The organism is Pseudomonas sp. TH32 (genome assembly GCF_016650855.1).
Lineage (GTDB): Bacteria > Pseudomonadota > Gammaproteobacteria > Pseudomonadales > Pseudomonadaceae > Aquipseudomonas.
Genome location: NZ_JAEKFA010000002.1, coordinates 2,814,331 through 2,839,419 on the forward strand (window position 1 = coordinate 2,814,331; position 25,089 = coordinate 2,839,419).

The 25,089-nt window shown below is 62.2% G+C and carries 19 protein-coding genes and 2 pseudogenes; 9 read left to right on the plus strand and 12 right to left on the minus strand.

The genetic code is table 11. The features are described from left to right. Positions 1–60: 60 nt before the first annotated feature. The gene (locus JFV30_RS16615) at positions 61–570 is read right to left on the minus strand and encodes a DUF1993 domain-containing protein (protein ID WP_010172314.1); all 510 of its coding nucleotides are present in this window, start codon (positions 568–570) and stop codon (positions 61–63) included. A gap of 126 nt (positions 571–696) precedes the next feature. On the opposite strand from JFV30_RS16615, the gene JFV30_RS16620 reads away from it, so the two are divergent. Further along, positions 697–1,344, plus strand: coding sequence for a YceH family protein (locus tag JFV30_RS16620; protein ID WP_003211232.1), 648 nt, complete (start codon positions 697–699; stop codon positions 1,342–1,344). A 113-nt stretch (positions 1,345–1,457) separates the two neighbouring features. Here the strand turns inward: JFV30_RS16620 and JFV30_RS16625 are convergent, their stop codons facing one another. Beyond that, positions 1,458–2,276, minus strand: coding sequence for a shikimate 5-dehydrogenase (locus JFV30_RS16625; protein WP_201124650.1), 819 nt, complete (start codon positions 2,274–2,276; stop codon positions 1,458–1,460). A gap of 241 nt (positions 2,277–2,517) precedes the next feature. Between JFV30_RS16625 and JFV30_RS16630 the strand changes: the two genes are divergently transcribed. The 3 genes from JFV30_RS16630 to JFV30_RS16640 all read left to right on the plus strand — a co-directional run bounded on the left by JFV30_RS16630 (position 2,518) and on the right by JFV30_RS16640 (position 3,578). Beyond that, positions 2,518–2,871, plus strand: coding sequence for a hypothetical protein (locus JFV30_RS16630; protein WP_201124651.1), 354 nt, complete (start codon positions 2,518–2,520; stop codon positions 2,869–2,871). Between the two features lie 232 nt (positions 2,872–3,103). Further along, positions 3,104–3,298, plus strand: a complete 195-nt coding sequence (locus tag JFV30_RS16635) for a hypothetical protein (protein WP_010172323.1) — start codon at positions 3,104–3,106, stop codon at positions 3,296–3,298. 100 nt (positions 3,299–3,398) lie between these two features. Next, on the plus strand, positions 3,399–3,578 hold the full coding sequence (locus JFV30_RS16640) for a hypothetical protein (protein WP_201124652.1): 180 nt from the start codon (positions 3,399–3,401) through the stop codon (positions 3,576–3,578). On the opposite strand, the gene JFV30_RS16645 is transcribed toward JFV30_RS16640, so the two are convergent. Beyond that, a complete protein-coding gene (locus JFV30_RS16645) occupies positions 3,575–4,636 on the minus strand; it encodes an AI-2E family transporter (RefSeq protein WP_201124653.1) in 1,062 nt (353 codons plus the stop codon). The two genes, JFV30_RS16640 and JFV30_RS16645, sit on opposite strands and share 4 nt — an antisense overlap. A 150-nt stretch (positions 4,637–4,786) precedes the next feature. Between JFV30_RS16645 and trhP the strand changes: the two genes are divergently transcribed. The 4 genes and pseudogenes from trhP (at position 4,787) to JFV30_RS16665 (ending at position 11,829) form a co-directional block, all read left to right on the plus strand. Continuing rightward, the gene (trhP, locus tag JFV30_RS16650; RefSeq protein ID WP_201124654.1) at positions 4,787–6,106 is read left to right on the plus strand and encodes a prephenate-dependent tRNA uridine(34) hydroxylase TrhP; all 1,320 of its coding nucleotides are present in this window, start codon (positions 4,787–4,789) and stop codon (positions 6,104–6,106) included. Between the two features lie 258 nt (positions 6,107–6,364). Next, positions 6,365–7,605 (plus strand): annotated as a pseudogene (locus tag JFV30_RS16655) (exonuclease SbcCD subunit D C-terminal domain-containing protein). Beyond that, a pseudogene (locus JFV30_RS16660) lies at positions 7,602–11,239 on the plus strand (AAA family ATPase). The pseudogenes JFV30_RS16655 and JFV30_RS16660 overlap by 4 nt, the downstream one beginning before the upstream one ends. Then, the gene (locus tag JFV30_RS16665; RefSeq protein WP_201124655.1) at positions 11,236–11,829 is read left to right on the plus strand and encodes a glutathione S-transferase N-terminal domain-containing protein; all 594 of its coding nucleotides are present in this window, start codon (positions 11,236–11,238) and stop codon (positions 11,827–11,829) included. The pseudogene JFV30_RS16660 and the gene JFV30_RS16665 overlap by 4 nt, the downstream one beginning before the upstream one ends. 118 nt (positions 11,830–11,947) lie before the next feature. Here the strand turns inward: JFV30_RS16665 and JFV30_RS16670 are convergent, their stop codons facing one another. From JFV30_RS16670 to JFV30_RS16690, 5 genes are all read right to left on the minus strand, one after another. Continuing rightward, positions 11,948–12,142 (minus strand): hypothetical protein, encoded by a 195-nt coding sequence (locus JFV30_RS16670; RefSeq protein ID WP_201126272.1) that lies wholly within the window; start codon positions 12,140–12,142, stop codon positions 11,948–11,950. A gap of 156 nt (positions 12,143–12,298) precedes the next feature. Next, positions 12,299–13,474: a lactonase family protein gene (locus JFV30_RS16675; RefSeq protein ID WP_010172340.1), complete on the minus strand. Its 1,176-nt coding sequence runs from the start codon at positions 13,472–13,474 to the stop codon at positions 12,299–12,301. Beyond that, complete coding sequence (locus JFV30_RS16680) at positions 13,461–13,757, minus strand: DUF5629 family protein (protein ID WP_201124656.1); 297 nt, start codon at positions 13,755–13,757, stop codon at positions 13,461–13,463. Before JFV30_RS16680 ends, JFV30_RS16675 begins: the two co-directional genes overlap by 14 nt. Positions 13,758–13,875: 118 nt before the next feature. Beyond that, positions 13,876–16,251 carry an efflux RND transporter permease subunit gene (locus JFV30_RS16685; protein ID WP_010172344.1) on the minus strand — a complete coding sequence of 792 codons (2,376 nt, stop codon included), beginning with the start codon at positions 16,249–16,251 and terminating at the stop codon, positions 13,876–13,878. A 15-nt stretch (positions 16,252–16,266) separates the two neighbouring features. Further along, the gene (locus JFV30_RS16690) at positions 16,267–17,307 is read right to left on the minus strand and encodes a WD40/YVTN/BNR-like repeat-containing protein (RefSeq protein ID WP_010172346.1); all 1,041 of its coding nucleotides are present in this window, start codon (positions 17,305–17,307) and stop codon (positions 16,267–16,269) included. Positions 17,308–17,615: 308 nt separating this feature from the next. On the opposite strand from JFV30_RS16690, the gene JFV30_RS16695 reads away from it, so the two are divergent. Continuing rightward, positions 17,616–18,731: a Gfo/Idh/MocA family protein gene (locus JFV30_RS16695; RefSeq protein WP_201124657.1), complete on the plus strand. Its 1,116-nt coding sequence runs from the start codon at positions 17,616–17,618 to the stop codon at positions 18,729–18,731. A 144-nt stretch (positions 18,732–18,875) separates the two neighbouring features. Here JFV30_RS16695 and JFV30_RS16700 read toward each other — a convergent pair whose 3' ends face one another. The 4 genes from JFV30_RS16700 to JFV30_RS16715 form a co-directional block, all read right to left on the minus strand. Continuing rightward, entirely contained in the window at positions 18,876–21,989 is a 3,114-nt protein-coding gene (locus JFV30_RS16700) for an efflux RND transporter permease subunit (protein ID WP_201124658.1), read from the minus strand. Continuing rightward, complete coding sequence (locus JFV30_RS16705) at positions 21,986–23,254, minus strand: efflux RND transporter periplasmic adaptor subunit (RefSeq protein WP_201124659.1); 1,269 nt, start codon at positions 23,252–23,254, stop codon at positions 21,986–21,988. Before JFV30_RS16705 ends, JFV30_RS16700 begins: the two co-directional genes overlap by 4 nt. Further along, a complete protein-coding gene (locus JFV30_RS16710; RefSeq protein WP_201124660.1) occupies positions 23,247–24,485 on the minus strand; it encodes a TolC family protein in 1,239 nt (412 codons plus the stop codon). The genes JFV30_RS16705 and JFV30_RS16710 overlap by 8 nt, the downstream gene beginning before the upstream one ends. A gap of 96 nt (positions 24,486–24,581) precedes the next feature. After that, complete coding sequence (locus JFV30_RS16715) at positions 24,582–24,929, minus strand: hypothetical protein (RefSeq protein WP_010172354.1); 348 nt, start codon at positions 24,927–24,929, stop codon at positions 24,582–24,584. Positions 24,930–25,089 lie beyond the last annotated feature (160 nt).

The following is a 25,089-nucleotide window of genomic DNA, read 5'->3' on the forward strand; positions in this document are numbered from 1 at the left end:
ACAAAAAAGCCCGGGGCGGTTCTTGAATGAACCGCCCCGGGCTTTTTTACGCCTGAAGGCTTAGAACGCGCCCATGTAGTCGCGCTTGCCCACTTCCACACCGTTGTGACGCAGCAAGGCGTATGCGGTGGTGACGTGGAAGAAGAACTGCGGCAGGCCGTAGGTCAGCAGGTAGGACTGGCCGCTGAAGCGCTTCTCTTTCGGGGTGCCAGGGCGGGTGACGATTTCGATGCCTTCTTTACCGTCGACCTGGGCCGGGGTGATGGTGTCGATAAACGCCAGGACCTTGGCGATCAGCGCTTGCAGGTCGGCGAAGGTGACTTCTGTGTCGTCGTATTTCGGTACTTCAATTTCAGCCAGGCGGGCAGAAACGCCTTTGGCGAAGTCGACGGCGATCTGCACCTGGCGCACCAGCGGGAACATGTCCGGGTACAGGCGCGCTTGCAGGAAGGCGTTCGGGTCGATGTTCTTGGCGGTGGCGTGGGCTTCGGCCTTGTTCAGCACATCGCTCAGGGCGTTGAGCATTTGCTTGAAGACCGGGAGGGAAGCGGCGTACAGGGAAATAGTCATGACAGTCTCGACAGTTGTGGCAGGGTTTGAAACAGCGGCGATTATAGACATGCCGGCAGCCGGCGCCGCTTGTCTTTTATTTTTTCAGGATTAGGCTAGTGGGCTCACTGCATTAGGGAAAGCGCGATGACCACCGAGCACGACACGACTTCTGAAGAACCGCGCCTGAACAGCACGGAAATCCGCATCCTTGGCTGCCTGATCGAAAAACAGGCCACCAGCCCCGAAACGTATCCGTTGACCCTTAACGCGCTGGTGATCGCCTGCAACCAGAAAACCAGCCGCGAGCCCGTGATGAACCTCAGCCAGGGCCAGGTGGGCCAGAGCCTGCGGGCGCTGGAAGGTCGCGGTTTTACCCGGCTGGTGATGGGCAGCCGCGCCGATCGCTGGGAGCATCGGGTCGACAAGGCACTGGAATTGGTGCCGGCCCAGGTGATTCTCAGTGGTTTGCTGTTCCTGCGGGGGCCGCAGACGGTCAACGAACTGCTGACCCGCAGCGGGCGCATGCACGACTTTGAAGACGCCGAGCAGGTGGTGCATCAACTGGAGCGCCTGATTGCCCGTGGGCTGGCGCTGCTGGTGCCGCGTCAGTCGGGGCAGCGGGAAGACCGGTATATGCATGCCCTTGGGGACCCTGCCGATATCGAGGCGATCCTGGCGGCACGTGGCAATCCAGTGGAGCGTGGCGCGGGAAGTGGCGTTTCGCTGGAGCGTATCGAAGAGCTGGAAGCGCGGATTGCGGCGCTGGAAGAGCGCCTGTCCCGGCTTGAGTAATCAACCTGTGGGAGCCGGGCTTGCCCGCGATGGCGGTGGATCAGCCACTAAAAGGATGACTGACCCACCGCCATCGCAGGCAAGCCAGCTCCCACATTTGATATGCGCACTGTTCACGCCCGTGCAAACGCCACCGCAGCCTGAAACTGCGCATCCGTCGGCCGTACGCCGGTGTACAGCACAAACTGCTCCAGCGCCTGGATGGCGATCACTTCCAGGCCGGTAATCACCCGCTTGCCCTGGGCGCGTCCTCGCAGGATCAGTGGGGTTTCCGAGGGAATGGCCACCACATCGAACACGGTCTGGGCACCATCAATGGCCTCGGCCTCAAACGCCAACTGATCCGCCTCGGCCCCGCCGGTCATGCCAATCGGCGTCACGTTGACCAGCATCTGCGGGCGCAAAGCCCCCAGCTCCGCCTGCCACTCATACCCCAGGCTCAGGGCCAGCGCCCGGCCTGCGGCTTCATTGCGCGCCACGATCACGCCATTGGCGTAGCCACCATCGCGCAAGGCACTGGCCACGGCCTTGGCCATGCCGCCGCTGCCGCGCAGGGCGAACGTCGAGTCCTTGGGCACTTCATGTTTCTTCAGCAGTTGCTCAATGGCGATGTAGTCGGTGTTGTAGGCCTTCAAATGCCCATGGGTGTTGACGATGGTATTGATCGACGCAATGGCCCGCGCCGAATCGTCCAGCTCATCCACCAGGGCAATGCAGGCTTCCTTGAACGGCATCGACACGCCACACCCACGAATGCCCAACGCGCGAATACCACCGACGGCGCCCGGCAAGTCCTGGCTGCTGAAGGCCTTGTAGTAGAAATTCAGCCCCAACTGCTCGTACAGATGGTTATGAAAGCGCAGGCCAAAATTCCCGGGGCGTGCCGACAGTGACATGCACAGTTGGGTGTCCTTGTTGGGGTTCATCTGCATCGGTAACTCCTTGAAGCCCTTCCAGAGGCGGTTTCGGATAGACGGAATACCCGCGCCTGCGGGTTGTCGTGGATCATACGCACTGTGCCCGGCCGCTTGTGTAAGCCAGCCGATACAGACCTTACACAACCTTTACCTATCGGCTGTGCTGTTTTTTAGAAATACGCTGTCTTAAAAGTATCCCCGCGACAATCCTTGAGTCTATTGATTGCAGACCACAAGCGCAGGGGCTAACCGAGGAATGACCATGATTCGTAAAATCCCCAAGATCGCCTTGCTTATCGGTGCACTCGCTATAGCAGGACAGGCCTCCGCCCACGGTGGTGGTTGGGGTGCTCCGCTCGCACTGGGTGCCGTTGTCGGTGCAGTGGTAGGCGGCTCGATCGTTGCCAGCCAGCAGCAGCCGGTCTATGTGCAACAGCCGGTGTATGTCCAGCCGCAGCCGGTGTATTCCGCTCCGCCGCCGGTCTACTACGCACCGCCACCGCCTGTGTATGTGCAACAACAGGTTTATTACCGCCCGGCGCCGGTCTATTACGGCCCACCGCGCGGCTACTACGGCCCTCCACACGGCTATTACGGTCGCGGTTGGTAAGCATGAACTGACACACCAGAACAGGCTCCGCCCTAAAAGCGGGGCCTTTTTTTGGCCTGCAGGTCTGAATAAATCTCGCCAAGGTCGTTATAAGGACAATGCCTGTGGCCAAATCCCACATCATTGATCTCAATAGGTGCTTGCCCGATCGGGCCTTGCGCTGTCATGTTTGTGTCTCAAAAGGCTTCCACTATCACCCCTGTCCAGGCAATAACAACAAGGACGACTGACCATGCCCACGCAAAACCCCCATCGCACCGCCGGCCTCTGCACGTCGAGCAAGGTCTATAGCGTGCTGACCGAGCTCAAGGCCCTGGAAGGCCATCGCAACGCCAAGTTCCTGTCCCTGCTGGCGGAAAACCTGGTGCGCAAGGGCCTGCTCAGTGAGCAGGAAGTGGTGCACATGCTGGACCAGGTTGTCGACTGAAGGACCGCTCGATAACAGTGATGTCGACTATCGAGCAGGTTAATTTTCCCTTAAGGCCTGCGCACCGTAATGTCACCTCCATAGCGTATCGGAGGTCGTCATGCCCACTATCCAAATCATGTCCGTCATCGGCAGTGCCGTTCCCGCACCTCTGCGGGAGCTGGGTTTGCTCGCCTGCTGGTACCTGGTTCGCGATGGCGAAGCCATCAGCGGCCCACTCACTTCATTGCCGGCCGCCCAGGCCCTGTCAGCCAAGATGGCGCATCGCTTTCATGCCTAAGGCAGTTGCACCCGCGGCTTGGTTTCGACAAACAACGCCCAGCTGGACATAAACAACGCAGCAATCAGCGGCCCGATCACAAAACCGTTCAGGCCAAAGACCGACAGCCCGCCCAGGGTCGAGATCAGGATCAGGTAGTCGGGCATCCGGGTGTCCTTGCCCACCAGGATCGGCCGCAGCACGTTGTCCACCAGCCCGATCACAAACACCCCGAACAGCCCCAGCACCACCCCTTGCCAGATTGACCCGCTCAGCAGGAAATACGCCGCCACCGGCCCCCACACAATCCCCGCGCCCACCGCCGGCAGCAGCGACAGAAACGCCATCAACACCGCCCAGAGCAACGCGCTGGGAATGTCCAGGAACCAGAAGATCAAGCCACCCAACGCGCCTTGCGTCACCGCTACCAATACGTTGCCCTTCACCGTGGCCCGTACCACCCGGTTGAACTTCAGCTGCAGGCGCCGTTTTTGCGGTTCGGCCAGCGGCACGGCGGTACGCACTTTACGCACCAGCTCCGGACCGTCCCGCAGCAGGAAGAACAGCAAATACAGCATGATGAAAAAGCTCACCAGGAAATCAAACGTGCCCTGGCCGAAGCTGAACGCCTGGGTCGCGAAAAACTGGCTGCCCTGCATCGCGCTCTTGACGATTTTCTCCCGAAGGCCTTCCAGGTTGCCCATGCCAAAGCGGTCCAGCAGGTGCTGGAAGTACGGTGGCAGGAAGTTCTTGAACTGCTCGATATACCCGGCAACGTCGAGCTTGCCGCTCTCGATGTTCTTGTAAAGCGTGGCACCCTCCTGCACCAGCAAGGCGCTGGTGATGATCACCGGCAAAATCGCGATCACCAGGCACACCATCAGGGTCGCCAGCGAGGTGAGGTTGCGGTTCCAGGCAAACCGTTGCTGGAAGCGCCGTTGCATCGGCGCAAAGATGATCCCCAGGATCACCGCCCAGAACACCGCACCGTAGAACGGCAGCAAAATCCAGATAAACGCGATGGTCACCAGAACGAGCAGTAACAGCAGGGTTTTGAATTGCAGGTTGGTTTGATTCATGGCCGATCCATCTCAATAAACGCAGGACACTCATGTGCACCCTGATGTTTAGTCCACCGCAAATCCTGCGAGTGCCCTACTTCTTAGACCTGGATCAATAAACGGCGCGGCATGCACAGCTACCCTGCCGCCCTTTTGCGACCCGAACCCATGCCCCCCGTCATCGCCCCCGAACTGCTCGCCCCCGCCGGCACCCTGAAAAACATGCGGTATGCCTTTGCCTACGGCGCCGATGCCGTCTACGCCGGGCAACCGCGCTACAGCCTGAGGGTGCGCAATAACGAATTCGACCACGCCAACCTCGCCCTCGGCATCCACGAAGCCCAGGCCCAGGGCAAGCGTTTCTATGTGGTGGTCAACATCGCACCGCACAACGCCAAGCTGAAGACCTTCCTCAAGGACCTGGCCCCGGTGATCGCCATGGGCCCGGATGCGCTGATCATGTCCGACCCGGGCCTGATCATGCTGGTGCGCCGGCACTTCCCGCACATGCCAATCCACCTGTCGGTGCAGGCCAACACGGTGAACTGGGCCAGCGTCGAGTTCTGGCAGACCCAAGGCATCTGCCGGGTCATCCTGTCGCGGGAGTTGTCGCTGGAGGAAATCGACGAGATTCGCCAGCACGTGCCCGCCATGGAGCTGGAAGTGTTTGTGCACGGTGCGCTGTGCATGGCCTATTCCGGGCGCTGCCTGCTGTCGGGCTATATGAACAAGCGCGACGCCAACCAGGGCACCTGCACCAACGCCTGCCGCTGGAAATACCAGGCCACTCCCGCCGTGGAAAACGCCACGGGCGACATCGTGCAGCAGTACGCGCCCGAACCGACCCTGGGCCTCGGCGCCCCCACCGACCAGGTGTTCCTGTTGCAGGAGGCCAACCGCCCTGATGAACAGATGCCCGCCTTCGAAGACGAGCACGGCACCTACATCATGAACGCCAAGGACCTGCGGGCGGTGCAGCACGTCGAGCGGCTGACGCGCATGGGCGTGCATTCGCTGAAGATCGAAGGCCGCACCAAATCCCACTTCTACTGCGCCCGCACCACCCAGGTGTATCGCCAGGCCATCGACGATGCGGTGGCCGGGCGCGACTTCGACCGGGGCTTGATGACCAACCTCGAGTCCCTGGCCCAGCGCGGCTACACCGAAGGTTTCCTGCGCCGGCACGTGCACGATGAATACCAGAACTACCAGAACGGCAGCTCGGTGTCCGAACGCCAACAGTTCGTCGGCGAGCTGACCGGTGAGCGGCGCGGCGAGCTGGCCGAGGTCAAGGTGAAGAACCGGTTTGCCGTGGGCAATCACCTGGAACTGATGACCCCGGCCGGGAATTTCCACTTTGACCTGGCCACGCTGCACAACGCCAAGGGCGAGGCCATCGAAGTCGCGCCGGGCGACGGGCATACGGTGTATCTGCCGATCCCGGCGGAAATGGACCTGAGATTCGGGCTTTTGATGCGCGACGTTTAACTTCGCCAGACACCTTAATTGTGGCGAGGGAGCTTGCTCCCGCTGGGCTGCGAAGCAGCCCCAAAACAGCCAAATGCGCTTCTTCCTGGAAAACCGCATCAGCCGGATAAGGGCCGCTTCGCGCCCCAGCGGGAGCAAGCTCCCTCGCCACAAAAAGCAGGGCGTACGCGCAATAGGTTCATTAGCACAGTAGAATTAGCGGTTCTGCGTACCGCCATCCTGTCTTGAGCGGTCACCCTCTTTTTTACGGAGATCGCCTTGCGTCTGTTTCACACCTCCGACTGGCACCTTGGGCAAAACCTGCACGGCCAGGAACGCGACTTCGAACACGCCTGCTTCCTCGACTGGCTGCTGGGCCAGCTGGGCCTGCACCGCCCTGATGTGCTGCTGATCGCCGGCGATATCTTCGACACGGTCAACCCGCCGCTCAAGGCCCAGGAGCGCCTGTATGACTTCATCATCAGCGCCCACGAGCAAAACCCCGCGCTGACCATCGTGATGATCGCCGGCAACCACGACTCCGGCTCGCGTATCGAATTGCCGGCGCCGTTGATGCGTCGCCTGCGCACTCACGCCCTGGGCCGGGTGTTGTGGCTGGATGACGGGCAACTGGATGTCGAGCGGCTGCTGATTCCATTGCCCGGCGCCGACGGTGAAATCGCCGGCTGGTGCCTGGCCCTGCCCTTCCTGCGCCCCGCCGAAGTGACCGGCGCACAACTGGGGGACGATTACCTGCGGGGCATCGGCCAGGTGCATGAATGGCTGATCGCTGCCGCCAACGCCAAGCGCCAGCCGGGCCAGGCGCTGGTTGCCATCAGCCACGCGCACATGGCCGGCGGTTCGGTGTCGGAAGACTCGGAGCGCAGCCTGATCATCGGCAATGCCGAAGCACTGCCCGCCAGCCTGTTCGACGCCAGCGTCAGCTACGTGGCCCTCGGTCATTTGCACAAGCCCCAGCGGGTAAATGGCGAGGAGCGGATTCGCTACTGCGGCTCACCCATTCCGCTGTCATTTTCAGAGATCGGTTACCCGCATCAGATCCTCGACGTGCAGCTGGACGGCGAAACCCTGGTCAGCGTCGAATCCCGGCTTATCCCCCGTTCGGTCAACCTGCAACGCCTGGAAGCCGCGCCCCTGGCCGACATCCTCAAGCAACTGGCCGACTTGCCCGACATCGACCTGCTGGCCGAAACCCAGCGCCAACCCTGGCTCGAAGTGCGGGTGCGCCTCGACGAGCCGCAACCCGACCTGCGCCAGCAAGTGGAAAATGCCCTGCAAGGCAAGGCCGTGCGCCTGGTGCGCATCGCCGCTGAATATGCAGGCGCGGGCAGCCGCGAAGACAGCCAGGAGGACCGCCTGATCGAACTCGACCAGCTCACCCCCAGGAATTGTTCAGCCGCGCCTGGCAGGAAAGCTACGGCAGTGAAGTGGACGAACAGACCCTGAAGGACTTCGCCGTGCTGCTCCAGGAAGTGCAACAGGAGGGCGAACAGCCATGAAGATCCTCGCCATTCGCCTGAAAAACCTCGCCTCCCTGGCGGGGCCGTTTGAAATCGACTTTACCGCCGAGCCCCTGGCCAGCGCCGGGCTGTTCGCGATTACCGGGCCCACCGGCGCCGGCAAAAGTACCCTGCTCGATGCGCTGTGCCTGGCGCTGTTTGGCGCCGTGCCGCGCCTGGGCGATACCGGCCAGGCAAAAATGCCGGATGCCGACACCGATATTTCCATCGGTGACCCACGCACCCTGATTCGTCGGGGCACCGGTGGTGGTTACGCCGAAGTGGATTTTGTCGGCGTCAGTGGCCGTCGCTACCGCGCCCGCTGGGAAGCCAACCGCGCCCGGGACAAGGCCAGCGGCAAGCTGCAAGCCAGCCGGCAAAGCCTGATTGACCTGGACAGCGAGCAACTGCTGGCCAGTCAGAAAACCGAATACAAGACCCAGCTGGAACTGGCCCTGGGCCTGAACTTCGAGCAGTTCACCCGCGCCGTGTTGCTCGCGCAAAGTGAGTTCAGCGCGTTCCTCAAGGCCAACGACAACGAGCGCAGCGAACTGCTGGAAAAGCTCACCGATACCGCGCTCTACACCCAACTCGGCCGCCGCGCCTTCGACAAGGCCAAGGACGCCCGGGACGCTCACAAACACCTGCAAGACCAGGCCACCGGCGTGACCCCGCTGGCCCCTGAAGCCCGCGCCGAGCTGGACGAACAACTGGCCGCCGCCCAGCAGCAGCTCAAGACCCGGCAGGCGCAACTCAAGCAACTTGAGCTGCAGCACACCTGGCTCAAGGAACTGCGGGAATGGCAGGAACGCCAGCAAGGCGCCGTCGAGCAACTGCAACAGGCCCAGCAACACTGGGAAAGCCAGGGCCCGCAACGCCTGGACCTCAGCCGCCTGGAACAACTTGCGCCGCAACGTCACCACTTCGCCCGTCAGGCTGAACTGACGACGCAACTGCAGCCGCTCGCCGCACAGATCCAGCAGCACCTTGAGCAACAAGCCGCGCTGCACACTCGCCAGACTCAGTTGCAACAGCAACAGACGGACGTGCACGCCGCCCTCGCTCAGGCGCTGAAGCAACAAACCGACGCAGTGCCCCTGCTGCGCCAGGCTTTCGAGGAGCAAACCACCCTCGCCCACCTGACCCGTGAGCTGGCCCGGCGCAGTGAAGAAAAACAGCTGGGCGAAGCCGCCTGCGTGGAAGGCCAGGCGGCGTTGACCGGCCTGCTCGACAAGCAAAAAGTTGTCGCCGAACGCCTGAACCGGCTGGCCGCAGAACTTGAACGCAGCGCCGCCCTCGCGCCCTTGAGTGACGCCTGGAGCGCCTACCGCGACCGCTTGCAACAGCTGATGCTGATCGGCAATCGTCTGAATAAAGGCCAGGCTGAACTGCCGCAACTGGAAGAACGCGCCACCCGTCTCGGTGAAAAATGGACCGAGCAACGTGAAGCCCTCGACCTGCTGTACTACGAAGCCGGCGCCGAGCCCCATGCGGTGGCCGAGCAGATCCAGCTATTGGGCAGCCTGCTACAGGATAATCGCAAGCAACATCGGGCGTTTGAAGACCTGGCGCGGCTGTGGGACAACCATCAACAACTGGATAAGCAGCTACAGGCATTGGGCGAGAGGCTAAGTGCTGCCCAACAGCATCGGGAAGCGCTGATACAGTCCGGCTTTCAAACCAAGACAGAGCTAACAACCGCCGAACAGACCCTGACCGTTACCAAGCAGCTGCTGGATCGCCAACGCCACGCACGTAGTGAAAGTATCGAAGAGTTACGTGCAAAGCTACAGGACGACCAGCCTTGCCCCGTTTGTGGCAGCCACGAACATCCATACCATCAACCTGAAGCCCTGCTGCAAAGCATGGATCGGCATGATGAAAATGAAGAGGCCGTCGCTCAGAAGGCAGTCGACGCCCTCAACAGCAAACTCATTGAGTTGCGGGGCGACTTGGGAGGAGTGAACGGCCAGATAAAGGAGTTCCTGAGCCAGCAGGAACAACTTGCCGCTCAACAAAAAATCTCTTCCTCGAATCTTGAAGCCCACCCGCTGTCCGCCTCGCTGTTCAACCAGGACGCGGCCAAGCGCGATGCCTGGCTCGCCCAGCAACTGAGCCAGCTCAGCCAAAGCCTGGCTCAGGATGAGCAACGCCAGGGCGCCCTGCTCAACCTGCAACAAAACGCCGGGCGCATGCAGCAGCAACTGCAAGCCGCCCAGGACGCCAGCCAGCAGGCCCGCCAATTGCTGATCGACCAGCAGCGGGAACTGTCCAACGACCGCGAACGCCTGGACGAAGAACTCCAAGCCTTCGCCAGCCTGTTGCCGGCCGAGACCCTCGATGGCCTGCGCAGCGAGCCGGCGGCGACCTTCATGTTGCTCGACCAACAGGTCAGCCAGCGCCTGGAGCAACTGGATAACCAGAAAGAAGAACTGGCCGAGCAGCTACAGCGCCAGCAGGCCATCGACAAGGAACAGGACCGCCAGCAACATCGCCAACAGCAGTTGGAGGCCTTGCAAAAACAGCTCGCCGAACAAAGCACCCTGCAACAGGCTGCCGAGGAAAAACTCGCCGCCCTGCTGGGGAAAACTCCAGCGCCGAACACTGGCAGCAGCACCTGGACCAGGCCGTCGAGCAGGCGCGCCAGCATGAGACCGAGGCCAACCAGCAGTTGCAGGACACCCGCAACCAACTGATCCAGCTGGCCGCCGACCTCAAGTCGTTGCAAGAACGCCAACAGTCCCTGGACGCCGAGCATCTGGCCCTCAGCACGCGCCTGAGCGAATGGCGCGCCCTGAACCCGGAACTCGATGACGCCGGCCTGGCACGCCTGGTGGCCTTCGACGAACCGCAGGTGGCCGAGCTGCGCCAGCAACTGCAACACAGCGAAAAAGCCATCGAGCAGGCCAAGGTGTTGCTGCAGGAGCGCGAACAGCGGCTCAAGGATCACCAGGCGCTGCACAACGGCAACCTTGAAGCCGGGCAACTGGACAGCGCATTGGCCGAGCTCAACGCCGCGCTGGCCATTGGTGAAAAACACTGCGCCGAACTGCGCGCCCAACAAGCCGATGACCAGCGTCGCCAGGATGCCAACCAGGCGTTGGCAGCCGAGATCGCCAAGGCTTACGAAGAATGGCAACGCTGGGCGCGCCTGAATGCGCTGATTGGTTCGGCCACCGGCGATACCTTCCGCAAGATCGCCCAGGCCTACAACCTCGACCTGCTGGTGCACCACGCCAACGTGCAACTGCGCCAACTGGTGCGCCGCTACCGCCTGAAACGCGGCGGCAGCATGCTGGGTTTGCTGGTGCTCGACACGGAGATGGGCGACGAACTGCGCTCGGTGCACTCGTTGTCCGGCGGCGAGACGTTCCTGGTGTCGCTGGCCCTGGCCTTGGGCCTGGCGTCGATGGCGTCCAGCACGTTGAAGATCGAATCGCTGTTTATCGACGAAGGCTTTGGCAGCCTCGACCCCGAATCCCTGCAACTGGCGATGGACGCCCTCGACGGCTTGCAGGCCCAGGGCCGCAAGGTAGCGGTGATCTCCCATGTGCAGGAAATGCACGAGCGGATTCCGGTGCAGATTCAGGTCAAGCGCCAGGGCAACGGCTTGAGCACTCTGGAGGTCAAGTGAGCGACGTGGTGTTGTATTCGTTCCGCCGCTGCCCGTATGCCATGCGGGCGCGAATGGCCCTGCGGTACTCGGGGGTGGCGGTACAGATCATCGAGGTCAGCCTCAAGGCCAAGCCGGCTGAGATGCTCGCGTTGTCACCCAAGGGCACGGTGCCGGTGCTGAGTGTGGAGGGCCGGGTGATCGATGAGAGCCTGGCAATTATGCGTTGGGCGCTGGCGCAGCATGATCCTGAGGGGTGGTTGCTTGAGGAGGATGGGGCGACGCAGGCGCTGATTGACGAGAACGATCAGGGCTTCAAGTATCAATTGAATCGATACAAGTATGCCGAGCGTTATCCGGAGCAGCCGATGGAGGTTTATCGGGCCGAGGGTGAGGTGTTTTTGTTGAAGCTGGAGGGGTTGCTGGCCGGGCGGGAGTATTTGCTGGCCGGGCACTTGAGCCTGGCGGATGTGGCACTGGCGCCGTTTGTGCGGCAGTTTGCCCATGTGGATCGGGAGTGGTTTGCACGGGCGCCGTATCCGCGGTTGCAGGCGTGGTTGCAGCGGTTTCTGGAGTCGTCGTTGTTTGTCGCGGTGATGGCAAAACCCTGAGGTCAGAGCCAGCTTTTGTGGCGAGGGAGCTTGCTCCCGCTGGACTGCGAAGCGACCCAAAAATGGGACTGCTGCGCAGTCCAGCGGGAGCAAGCTCCTCGCCACAACAAGCCTGCTCTTAAAGAGTATTGCGCTCAGTTCTGGATTTTGTGGTCCAGCGCTGCGTAGAAGTTGGCACTTTGTTGCAGGTATTTCTGGGTGTAGGCGCTGGTGCTGGTTTTTTGCTGCTGATCTCGACGCTGGCGCTGGCAGGCAACGCAACAGTGGCGGAAACAGCAGAAGCGGCGATGATCGAGAAGAGATTGAAGTTCATGTCGGTAACCCTTGTGTTCGGTTGGCTGGGTGGCCTGTGCTGGCCTTGGAACCAAACTTACGCCCGAGGGGTTAGCCTTAGAAATTCATTGAACCACTAGCCGCTATTAATACGATTAATACAAGGAGTCAGGCCCCGCATGGCGGGGCCTGTGGCTTAGTGTCGCACCAGGAACTTGAGGTCGCTGGGGGCATCAATCGCCAGTTTCTGCACGGTTTTGCCCAACAGGCCGGTCTTGGGGTCGCGCTCGACGACCACAATCTCGTTGCTCTTCTGGTTGGCAATCAGCAGGAACTTGCCGCTGGGGTCCAGGGCGAATTCCCGGGGATGATCACCTTCCACCGAGCGGCGCTGGATCTCCTTCAGCTGCGCGGTGGCGGGGTCGATGGCAAACACCAGCATCTGGTTGGCGGTGCCACGGTTGCTCACGTAGAGGAACTTGCCGTCGCTTGAGGTGTGCAACGCGGCGCCGGCCTTGTCGGACACAGGCTGGCCGTCAGCGAAGTTGACCAGTTGCTTCTGGGTCAGCTTGCCCTCGTTGTAGTCGAACACCGCAACCTGCGCGCTCATCTCGGTGGTCAGCCAGGCGTGCTTGCCATCCGCGGTGAACAGCAGGTGCCGCGGGCCGCTGCCCGGAGGCAGTTGCACAAACGCAGGGTCGGCCGGGGTCAGCGGCAGTTCATGGTTGGCCTTGGGGTCGTAGTGGTAGGCAAAGATCTTGTCCGCACCCAGGTCCTGGACAAACACGTATTTGCCGTCCGGCGAAGACACCACCGAATGCACATGGTTGGACGCCTGGCGTTCAGGGTTGACCCGGCTGGCCGGGTGCCCGCTCAGTTGCACCGGCGGCGACAGCTTGCCTTCGGCGTCTACCGGCAATACCGCCAGGCTTCCGCCCGGGTCTTCCAGCACCGAATAGTTGGCCACGAACAAGTAGCGCCCATCACTGGCGAGGCTGGAATGGGTCGGCTCGTTACCGAGGCTCTGCACCTGGTTGATCAGGGTCAGTTGATGGTTTTTCGGGTCGATGCTGTAGCTGCTCACGCGCCCTACCGGGTCTTTTTGCCCCGGGCCGTTTTCATTCACCACAAACAGGTGCTTCTGGTCTTTGGACAGGGTCAGCCACGACGGGTTGGCCGCCTTGGCGGCGAGCACCGGCTGGCCGCTGAACTGCCCGGTGCGGCTGTCGAACTGCAGGCGGTAGATGCCTTCGCTGGTGCCGGCGGTGTAGCTGCCCACCAGCAATTCAAAGGTGTCTACCGGCGCGGCCTGGACCGACATCGCACCTACGCTGCCGGCCATCAGCAGGGGCCAGAATTTACGCATCATCATCCGCTTCATCCTCGTCATTATTGTTGCCGGTAACGCCGCTCATGCAGACCAGGCGGTGTTCGCCCGAGTCACCGGTAAGGGTCCAGCTTTGCAAGGTTTGATCAAAGGTCGCCGCCTTGACCTGCTCCAGGCTGAAACTCCAGCGCTTCTCGGCACGACCGTCCATGCAGATGATCAGTAACTTCTGGTCATCCAGGCTGAAATCGAAGGTATGCAGGCCATCGATTTCGACCATCTGGCAGTCTTCAAACGCGTTGAGCAAGGTAGGGGTGTCGGCAGTCATAACCATCAATCATCAAGAGGAAAGACCTCATGATAGGTCAAATCGTTGCATCGGCCTAAGCCCGCGCAATGCAAAACGCCGTGGCACAGGCCACGGCGTTTTGGCAAACAGCGATGGATCAGTGGGCAAACAACGAATTGCCCTTCTGCCCCGCCAGCTTCTCGGGTTTGATCAGGAAGCGTGCCAGCGCCGGCAACAGCCACAGCGCGCCGAACATGTTCCACAGCAGCATGAAGGTCAGCATCAGGCCCATGTCGGCCTGGAACTTGATGGCCGAGAAGATCCAGGTGCACACGCCGATGGCCAGGCACAGGCCGGTGAACAGCACGGCTTTACCGGTGGACTTGAGGGTCTGGTAATACGCTTCCTGCAACGGCAGGCCGGCCCGCAGGAAACTCTCGAGGCGGCTGTAGATGTAGATGCCGTAGTCCACGCCAATCCCCACGCCCAGCGCCACCACCGGCAAGGTCGCGACCTTGACGCCGATGCCCATGAACGCCATCAGCGCGTTGCCCAGCACCGAGGTCAGCACCAGCGGCAGCACGATGCACAGGGTCGCCGCCCAGGAACGGAAGGTGATCATGCACATGGTGGCCACGCACAGGTACACCAGGATCAGGATGGTCAGCTCGGATTCCTTGATCACCTCGTTGGTGGCCGCCTCGATCCCGGCGTTACCGGCGGCGAGGATGAATTCCAGGCCGTCCTTGTTGTTCTCCCTGGCGAAGTCCTGCACCGCATGCACCGCGCGGTCGAGGGTCTCGGCCTTGTGGTCGTTGAGGAACACCAGCACCGGCGCCAGGGAACAGTTGTTGTTGTACAGGCCATCGGCGCGGGCGATGGAGTTGTTCAGCACGTCAGGGTTGCGCGACAGGGTTTCCCATTTCAGGTTGCCCTCGTTCATGCCCTTGATCATCTGCTTGGACACGGTCACCAACGAGATGGCCGACTGCACGCCCTCGGTGTTCTGCATCTTCCACATCAACTGGTCGATGGGCGCCATGGCTTCATAGCGCGAACAGCCTTCCGGCGGTGTCTTGACCATCACCACCAATACGTCGGAGCTGGTGGAGTAGTTGCTGATGATGAAGTTGTTGTCTTTGTTGTAGCGCGAGTCCGGGCGCAGCTCCGGGGCGCCCTGGTCGAGGTCGCCGATTTTCAGGTTCTGGCTGTACCAGAGGCCGCCACCGAAGGCGACCAGTGCCAGGGCGATCGACACAGGGGCAACTTTGGGGCTGGCGAACTTCGACAGCAGGCGCCAGAACGGGTGTTCGCGGTGCGCATCCTTCTTGCTCTTGGCGATCGCGCGCTTGCTGATGCCCACATAGGAGATCGCCACCGGCAGCAGGATCAGGTTGGTGAAGACGATCACCGCCACCCCCACCGAGGCGCCGATGGCCAGTTCGCGGATCACGCCGATGTCGATGATCAGCAGGGTGATAAAGCCGACCGCATCGGCGAGGATCGCGATCATGCCCGGCAGGAACAGCTGGCGGAAGGTACGCCGGGCAGCGGTCAGGGCGTTGTCGGCATCGCTGGATTGCAGGGCGATGCCGTTGATCTTCTGCACGCCGTGGGAAATGCCGATGGCGAAGATCAGGAACGGCACCAGCATCGAGTAGGGATCCAGCCCGAAACCCAGGGCATGCATCAACCCAAGCTGCCAGATAACCGCCACCAGCGTGGTGCTCAACACCGCGACGGTACTGCGCAGGCAGTTGGTAAACCACAGCAGCAGCACCAGGGTGATGACGAAGGCGATACCGAAGAACATCACCACCATCACCAGGCCGTCGATCAGGTCGCCCACCTTCTTGGCAAACCCGACGATGTGGATCTTGACGTTGGGGTTCTGCGCTTCGAACTTGTCGCGGATCTTGTCTTCGAGTTCATGGGAGAACTTGCGGTAGTCCAGGGCCAGCAACTTGCCCTGGTCCTGTGGGTCCGGGTAGGACTCCAGCAGCGGAATGTCGACGATGCTCGACTTGAAGTCGTTGGCCACGAGGCGCCCGACCTGCCCGGACTTGAGCACGTTATTGCGCAGCTGGTCGAGGCTTTCCGGCGAGCCGTTGTAGCTCTGCGGGATCACTTCGCCGCCGGCAAAGCCTTCCTCGGTGACTTCAGTCCAGCGCACGCTGGGACTCCACAGGGACTTGAGCCCGGAGCGGTCGACGCCGGAGATGTAGAACACCTCGTCGTTGATCTGGCGCAGGGTCTCCATGTACTCCTTCGTGAAGATGTCACCGTCCTTGGCTTCCACCGAAATGCGCACCGTGTTGCCCAGGTTCGCCAGGTCGTTGCGGTGTTCCATCATCTTCTCGATGAAGGGGTGCTTCAGCGGGATCATTTTTTCGAAGCTGGTGGACGGGCGAATCAACGTCGCCTGCCAGAACAGGAAAATGCTCACCAACAGGCAGAGCGTGATCACTGCCGGGCGGTTATTGAAAATCAGGCGCTCGAGAAACGTGGCCTTGTCGTTGTGATGACTGCTCATGCTGTCCCCGCCTTCTTATTGTTTTATCAGCTCGGCACCGGTCGGCGTTGCGACGCGAACGCCACCCTGCCCCACCAGAATCAAGTTGCCGTTGCCCGCCGCCGTGACCGCCGACAGCGAAATGCGGTCCGGGCGATTGAATACGCTGAAGGTCAGGCCGTCGTCGTGGCTGACCACCACGCTGCCGCCGTTGCCCACTACCACGATGGAGCCGTCGTCCAGCAGGGTCGCCCCCGACAGGCCGAACTCCAGCGCGCCACGGGTGGCGTTCAACTCCACCGGCTCCCAGGTGCTGCCAAAATCCGTGGAGCGAAACAGGTTGCCGCGCAGGCCGTAGGCCAACAGGGTTTGCGCCTGGGCGGTGCCGATCACGCCGAACAGCGAACCCTCGTAGGGGCCTTCGAGTTTTTCCCAGGTTTGCCCCTCGTCAGGGGAGCGGAACATGCTGCCCTGCTCGCCGACGATAAACAGCCCGGCGTCTTTGACGTGGGCGATGGCGTTGAGGTGGTATTGGTCTTCGTTGTCGAGGCGGTCGCTGACGTCGTCCCAGGTTTTGCCGCCGTCGGTGGTTTCGATCAGCGCACCATAGGCGCCCACGGCAAAGCCGTTGCTGGCGTCCTTGAACCAGACGTCGAGCAGCGGCGCTTCGCGCTTGAGGTCCTGGAATTGCTGGGTCCAGGTCAGGCCGCCATCGGTGCTGGCGAGGATCTGTGCGTCATGGCCCACCGCCCAGCCGTGTTGGTCGTCGGCGAAAAACACCGCCGTCAGCAGTTGCCGGGTGGGCACTTTGGCTTGGGTCCAGGTGGCGCCCTGGTCGTCGGAATAGAGAATGTGCCCGCGATCACCGACCGCCACCAGGCGTTTGCCTGCGTGCACCACGTCGATCATCAGGCTTTTGGCAGCCTTGGGGGAATCAATGGCAAACACCGCGGCGGCGGTGGTTTCGGTGGCGGCGTGGGCGGGTGTCGACAACGCGACAGCCCCCAGCAACGAGAGCGCTGTGGCCAGCAATGCGACCCTGCGCGTGGCCTTCGGGCGGAAAAACACCACACCCATGACAGGCTCACTCATAGACCTTTCTCCCATTTATTATTGTTAGGTCGTCTTGCCGTTCGGAGCCCTGAAACCTGCAATCTAGAGCGCCTTGGGGAAGCTGGGCCATCCTAGCGGGCTTTGGAATCGTCTGACAATCGGCGCTACGTTATGTTTTGTTAACTGGAGGGGATTTGGGGGTGAGGTGAATATAACTGCATCAGCCGGAGTGATTGGCCAAAATAAATGAATTTTTATTCTATCTATTGAATATTGGGAATATTTATTCCATAAATAGGCTTCTGACAACAATAATTCGAAGGAACCTGGCGATGCGCGAACTCGGAATCGGCCTGATTGGCACAGGCTTTATGGGGCGTGCCCACGCCCTGGCGTTCAATAACGCGCGGGCGGTGTTCGAGCTGCCGGTGAAGCTCACCCTGGCCGCCCTGGCCGATGCCGACACCGAACGCGCGACCCGTTGCGCCGCGGACTGGGGGTTTGCCCGGGCCCATGGCGACTGGCAGCAATTGATCGACGACCCCAAGGTGGATGTGGTCGCCATCACCACCCCCAATCATCTGCACTACCCGATGGCCATGGCGGCGCTGGCGGCGGGCAAGGCGGTGTATTGCGAGAAACCGCTGGCGGTCAGCCTGGAGCAGGCGAGCGCCATGCGTGATGCCGCAAGCAAAACCGGGGTGGTGACGCGGGTGGGTTACAACTATCAGCACAACCCGATGATTGGTTTGGCCCGGCAGTTGATCGACAGCGGCGAGTTGGGGGAGATCATCAGTTTTCAGGGGGAATTCAGCGAGGATTTCATGGCGGATGCAGCGTCGCCCTGGTCGTGGCGCTGTGAGGTCGGGCATGCCGGCGGTGCGTTGGCGGATTTGGGCAGCCACTTGCTGTCCATGGCGCGCTATTTGGTGGGGGATGTGCTGAGTGTGTGTGCCGATACGCAGACGGTGCATGGGCAGCGGCCTGCCACGGCGGGGAGCGAGACGCTGCGGGAAATTGTGGTGGATGATCAGGTGCATGCGTTGTTGCGCTTTGCCAATGGCGCGCGGGGGACGGTGAGCAGTAGTTGGCTCAAGCATGGGTATAAGAACCACCTGAGCTTTGAGATCAGTGGCACGCGGGGCACGTTGTTGTTTGATCAGGAACGGTTGAATGAATTGCAGTTGTTCCGGGTTGGGCAGGAGGGGTTTCAGCGGCTGTTGGCGGGGCCTTCGTTGCCGGGGTACGCGGCGTTCAGCCCGGCGCCGGGGCATCAGTTGGGGTACAACGAGTTGAAGACCCTGGAGGTGCATGAGTTGTTGATGGCGTTGGCTGGCAAGGGCAGCGACGGGACGGATTTTGCGGCGGCGTGGGAGGTGGAGCGGCTGGCGACGGCGATTCGGGTGGCGGCTCGGGAGGAGCGCTGGGTCAGGATTGAGGAGGTCTGAATTTGTAGAGGATTAAATGTGGTGAGGGAGCTTGCTCCCGCTGGGGCGCGAAGCGGCCCCAAAAATGGGCCTGCTGCGCAGTCCAACGGGAGCAAGCTCCCTCGCCACAGGTTATGTGTAAGCCATCAGGTTATGTGTAAGCCATCAGGTTCGGGGGCGGCGCATCAGGCGGTACGCCGCCGGGATGACGAACAGCGATAGCAGCGGCGCGGTGAGCATGCCGCCGATCATGGGCGCGGCAATTCGGCTCATGACTTCGCTACCGGTGCCGCCGCCCAACAGGATCGGCAACAACCCGGCGATGATCACGGCCACGGTCATCGCCTTGGGGCGCACGCGCAGTACGGCGCCTTCGGTGATGGCGTCCAGCAACGCCTGGTCCCCTCCTCCCTGGCGTTCAGCCCAGGCGTTTTTCAGGTACAGCAGCATGATCACACCGAACTCCGCCGACACCCCCGCCAACGCAATAAACCCGACACCGGTGGCCACCGACAAATTGAAGCCCAGCCAGTACAACAACCACACCCCACCCGTCAGCGCAAACGGCAACGTGGCGAGGATCAGCAACGCCTCATCCACCCGGCGGAACGTCAGGTACAGCAATACGAAGATGATCAGCAAAGTCGCCGGCACCACCAGTTTCAGGCGTTCATTGGCCCGTTCCAGAAACTCGAACTGCCCCGAATAGCTGAGGCTCATGCCCGGTTGCAACTGCACCTGGCTGTTGATCGCCTCACGCAAGTCCTTCACCACCGACGCCAGGTCGCGGTCGCGCACGTCAATGTACACCCAGCCGGAAGGCCGGGCGTTTTCGCTCTTGAGCATGGGCGGGCCTTCGGTGACCTTGATCCTCGCCACGGTGCCCAGGGTGATCTGGCTGCCCGACGGCGTGTAGATCGGCAGGTTGCCCAGGGCGCTCACCGAGTCGCGCCACTCCTTCGGGTAACGCAGGTTGATGGGAAACCGCGCCAGCCCTTCGACCGTCTCGCCGATGTTTTCACCGCCAATCGCCCCGGAGACGATGGACTGCACGTCGGTGATGTTCAGGCCATAACGGGCGGCGGCCGGGCGATCGATATCCACGTCGATGTAGCGCCCGCCCGTCAGGCGTTCAGCCAGGGCCGAGCTGACGCCGGGCACCGTCTTGGCGACCTTTTCCACGGCCTGGGTCACGGCGTCGATCTGCATCAGGCTGGTACCTGCGACCTTCACGCCAATCGGGCTCTTGACCCCGGTGGCGAGCATGTCGATGCGGTTGCGGATCGGCGGAATCCAGATGTTGGTCAGCCCCGGCACCTGCACCACACGGTCGAGTTCCTTCACCAGTTTTTCCGGGGTCATGCCCGGGCGCCATTGGTCTCGCGGCTTGAACTCGATGGTGGTTTCGAACATTTCCAGCGGCGCCGGGTCGGTGGCGGTTTCCGCGCGACCGGCCTTGCCGAACACATGGGCAACTTCCGGCACGCTCTTGATCAGGCGGTCGGTACGCTGCAACAAGGCACCGGCTGTTTGCGTCGACAACCCCGGCAGCGCCGAAGGCATGTACAGCAAGTCGCCCTCATCCAGCGGCGGCAGGAATTCACCGCCCAGGTGCGACACCGGCCACAGCGCACTGGCGACCATTAACAACGCCACCAGCAAGGTCATCCGCGGCCAGCGCAATACGGCTTCCAGGGCCGGTTGGTAGAGCTTGATCAGGCCGCGATTCAGCGGGTTGCGTTGCTCGTCGGGGATGCGCCCGCGAATCCAGTAACCCATCAGCACCGGAATCAGGGTCACCGACAACCCCGCCGCTGCGGCCATGGCGTAGGTCTTGGTGTAGGCCAGCGGCCCGAACAACCGGCCTTCCTGGGCTTGCAGGGTGAACACCGGGATAAACGACAAGGTGATGATCAGCAGGCAGAAAAACAGCGCCGGCCCCACTTCCACCGCTGCATCGGTGATGACTTTCCAGTGTTCTTCACCCTTCAATTCCTGGTTCGGATGCGCGTGGTGCCAGGCCTCGATCTTCTTGTGGGCGTTCTCGATCATCACCACCGCGCCATCGACCATCGCGCCGATGGCAATCGCAATCCCGCCCAGGGACATGATGTTGGCGTTGATCCCCTGGAAACGCATCACGATAAAGGCCATCAACACCCCCACCGGCAACGAGATGATCGCCACCAGGGAGGAGCGCAGGTGCCACAGGAAGATCCCGCACACCAGCGCCACCACCAGGAACTCCTCCAGCAGCTTGTGGCTGAGGTTGTCCACGGCGCGGTCGATGAGTTTGCTGCGATCGTAAGTGGTGACGATTTCCACGCCGGGCGGCAGGCTGGTTTTCAGTTGCTCCAGCTTGCTCTTCACCGCCGCGATGGCCTCGCGGGCGTTCTTGCCACTGCGCAGGATCACCACGCCGCCCACCGCCTCGCCTTCACCGTCCAGCTCACTGATGCCCCGGCGCATGTCCGGGCCCAGCTGGATCGTCGCCACGTCCCCGAGGGTCACCGGCACGTTGTTGGCGTCGAGCCGCAGGGGAATGGCGCGGAAGTCCTCCAGGGTTTTCAGGTACCCGGAGGCGCGCACCATGTATTCCGACTCGCCCATGTTCAGCACCGAGCCGCCGGTTTCCTGATTGGCCTTGCCGATGGCCTCCACCACTTGCGCCTGGGTGATACCGCGACTGGCCAGGGCCAACGGGTCGATCTGCACCTGGTATTGCTTGACCTGGCCGCCGATGGTTGCCACTTCGGCGACGTTGGGCAGGGTCTTGAGTTCGAACTTGAGGAACCAGTCCTGCAACGAGCGCAACTGCGCCAGGTCATGTTTTCCGGTGCGGTCCACCAGGGCGTACTGGTAGATCCAGCCGACACCGGTGGCATCCGGGCCCAGCGCCGGCTTGGCCGACGCCGGCAAGCGCGCCTGCAACTGGCTCAGGTATTCCAGCACCCGCGAGCGCGCCCAATACAGGTCGGTGCCTTCGTCAAACAGCACGTAGACGTAGCTGTCGCCGAAGAACGAAAAGCCACGCACGGTCTTCGCCCCCGGCACCGAGAGCATGGTGGTGGTCATCGGGTAGGTGACCTGGTTCTCGACAATCTGCGGCGCCTGGCCCGGGTACGGCGTGCGGATGATCACCTGCACATCCGACAGGTCCGGCAAGGCGTCCACCGGGGTGTTCTGGATCGACCACAGACCCCAGGCCGTGACAAACAGCGTGGCCAGCAACACCAGAAAACGGTTGGCCACCGACCAGCGAATCAACAGGGCGATCATGGCCGGGCTCCCGGTTGCAGGCTCATGCCGTCCATGGAGGCATCGTTTTTAAAACCGTCGGACGCCGGAGCGGTAATTCCCTTCAAACTTGCTTCAGAATCCAGCAGGAATTGACCCGAGGCGACCACCTGCTGGCCTTCCTGCAAGCCGGCGACGATCACGCTCTGGTCCTGGTTTTCCGCGCCCACCTGGACCTCCACCGGGCGATAACGTCCGCCCTCCTCGGCCACCATCACCAGCACGCGTTTGCCGGTGCGAATCAATGCCTCGCTCGGCAGCAACAGCACCGATTGGCCGGTGGATTGAGCGAGGCGCACCTGGGCGGTCATGCCAGGCCGCAACCGGCCGTCAGGGTTGGGCAACTCGACCCGAACCTGCACGGTACGGCTGTCCAGGGCGGTGGCCGGCAGAATCGCCGCGACGGTGCCTTTAACGACTTGCCCCGGCAACCCGACAAAACGGCTCTCGACGGTTTGCCCAACGGCCAGCTCAGCACCCTGGGCTTCAGGCACGGCGACTTGCAGCCACACGGTGCCCAGGCCATTGACCCGCGCCAGGGTTTGGCCGGCCGCGACGGTCATGCCTTCGCGCACGTCCAGGGTTTGCAACGCGCCGCCCAACGGGCTGGTAATGGTCATCACCGATTGCACGCGGCCGCTGCGCTCCATTTGCGCGATCAACCCGGCGGGCATGCCGCTCAGGCGCAGGCGTTGGCGGGCGGCGGCCAACAGGCCGGGATCGCTGTGGCGCAGGGCCAGGAACTCTTCCTGAGCGGCGGCCCACTCCGGTACCAGAATGTCGGCGAGGGGCGCGTGAGCCTTAAGCACATCACCCGGCGCCCGGGCGTAAACCCGCTCGACAAATCCTGCAGCGCGCGCCTGCACCACCGCCACATCGCGGTCGTTGAAGGCAACAATCCCCGACAGCTCAAGGCTCGACGCCAACACGCCACGACTGACACTCGCCAGCCGTACGCCGATGTTCTGGGTCAGGCTCGGATCGATACTGATCGCCGCCGTATCCGCAGCCGCGCCCTGCTCACCGCCATAACGCGGCACCAACTGCATGTCCATAAAGGGCGACTTGCCCGGCTTGTCGAACTTTTGCTGCGGGTACATCGGGTCGTACCAGTACAGCGCCTTTTTCTCGTCCGGCGCCTGCATCGCGCCCGTCATGGCCGGTTTCTGTGCCAGCCAGTAGCCGCCACCCAGCCCCAACAGCAACACACCGCCCAGCAGCGCCGCGTTCACGATTCGGTTATTCATTGGCGGGTTCCCCGTAAGCGAAATACAGCTGGGCGCCGGTCAGGGCGCGCTGCTCAATGGCATCAATCTGTTTGAAGCGCGCCTCGACCCACTCGCGGCGGGCGCTGACCACGTTCATCAGGTCGCCCTTGCCCGCGCGGTAACCCGCCAGGCTCAGGGCTACCTTCTCCTCGGCCAGCGGCACCAGGCTGTCCTGGCTGCGCTGCACGGCGCGGTCCAGGCGCTGATAGTTGGCCAGGTCGTCTTCGAGTTCCTGGGTGTGTTCACGGGTCTTGGCTTCGCGCTCGGCGTCCAGCTGGTCGAGTTGAGCCTGCTTGGCGGCGATGCCGGGGTTCTGCCGGCGACCGGGGAAGATCGGTAGGTCGAAGGTGAATTGCAGGCTGACCATGTCACCGTATTCACGGCCACGGTGCTGGTAGTCCACCTCCCAACTCCAGTCCGAAGTCTTCTGCGCCTTGGCCTCGCTCAGCCGGGCTTCGGCCTCGCGGGTACGCGGCACAAAGGCTTGCAGCTCCGGGTGCTGGTGCAGGTTGTGGGTGAAGCCGTGGGTGTCGATTGTCCAGTTCGGTAACTGGCCGCTGGGGGCTTCGCTGGCGGCGGGTCCGATCCAGCGCTTGAGGGCGGCGCGGGCCTGGGCCCGTTGCTGGGTCAGCTCATCTTCGCGCTCGGCAAGGTCAGCGGCTTCCTGCCGGGGGATCACGGCGTCGGACGGCTGGCCACGACCACCGGCCAATTGCGCCCGCACGGTGTCTTGCAGCAGGCGATTCTGCTGATAGAAGTCCTTGAAAAGCGCTTCCTTGCGCTCCACCGCATAGGCGCGAATCCACGCCTGGGCGGTGGCCTGGCGCACGTTCAGGCGTTCGATCCGGCCTTCGGCGGCCGCCGTGTCCACGCTGGCCGAGGCCAACGCCACCCGCGCCTTGCGCTTGTCGCGGCTGGGCACTTGTTGCTGGATACCGACCATTTGCTCGGTCATGTCATCGCCATACAGCGTGCCGCGATTGGGCCCGCCAATGGGGAAATTTTGCAGGCCCACCACCAGTTTCGGGTCCGGCAGTTCTCCTGCCGGAATCGCCGCCTGGGTGGCAGCCTGCAATTTTGCGGATTCAGCCGCCAGCGACGGCGCGTTGTTCTGCGCCAGGCGCAGGGCTTCATCCAGGGTCAGCGCAGACGCCAGCGTCGGCCACGCCAGCACGCCCACCACCAGGGCACGCACGCATAGGGAATTCATCTTGAAGGTTCCTGTTCTGTTGCGCTGCGCACCGCTTTACGCGGCCCACAGCAAGGCCATCCCGGGTCAGGGACGAGTCTTCAGGTGCAACAGGAATCAGGTACGGGGCGGGCGCCAGACGCCGGACGGCGTGCGGTCGGGGATGAAATCAGAACCCAGGCCGGCAACCACGGGACTGGACACAGCAACGGGCGACTTGAGCACTGGCATGGACAACTGCAGCATGCCGCCGGTCTTGCATTCCTGGCCGGGCTTGCAGCTTTTTCCGTGGTCGGCGTGGCCCGCACCGTCCGCGCAACAGTCCGGGGACATATCGCTCATCATCTGCATGTCGGACATTTGCATCGGGCACGGCTCGGTGCTCGAAGGCACGCCCGCCATCCCGGTCAGAGGAAGCGCGAGACTCAACAGCAGGACCAGGAAAAAACGCAGATAGCGGCTCATGGGACGGGAGCTTAGCCAAAAGGCGGTTAAGCAACAATTAACAAACAAAAAAAAGCCGCACCTGCTGGAGCAGGCGCGGCTTGGGTCAAACAGACAGCAGGATCAGTGCATGAAGATCGCAATCAGGATAATGACCGGGATAGGCACACCGAGGAAAAAC